This is a genomic window from Collinsella tanakaei (genome assembly GCF_016900375.1).
Lineage (GTDB): Bacteria > Actinomycetota > Coriobacteriia > Coriobacteriales > Coriobacteriaceae > Collinsella.
The window spans coordinates 1-399 of sequence record NZ_JACJKB010000057.1 but is presented as its reverse complement, the minus strand read 5'-3'; the positions used below and the strand labels follow the sequence as shown (position 1 = coordinate 399).

Below are 399 nucleotides of genomic sequence, written 5' to 3'. Positions count from 1 at the left end.
CGGCCGAGTCCAAGTTCTTCTACGACCCCGCGACCGACGCCTGGTACTGGGCCGAGGCCGACGGCTCGATCGCGCGCGACCACGACGCCTTCGTGCCGCGCGACAACGGGGTGGCCGGCGAGGCCTGGGAGGCGGCCTCCGACGAGTGGCGCGCCGCCAACGGCAAGTGGGTGCACCTGGGCGCCGACGGCGCCCTCGCCAAGGGCTTCCTGCTGCTGCCCGACGGCGCGGGCGGCCTCAAGTGGGTCTTCTGCGACCACGTGACCGGCGAGATGGCCCACGGCGAGCGCTACATCGACGGGTCGTTCGGCGACGAGCCGGGCTGGATGTACTTCGACCCGGTGACCGGTGCGGTCGACTACGGCTGGGCCTGGATCCCGGACCCGGGCAAGTGGGTCT

General features: G+C 72.7%; 1 protein-coding gene. It reads left to right on the top strand.

Features of this window, described 5'->3' with window-relative positions:
• The coding region (locus H6A16_RS10585; protein ID WP_428830081.1) for a hypothetical protein at nt 1-399 on the top strand (399 nt) is incomplete at both ends.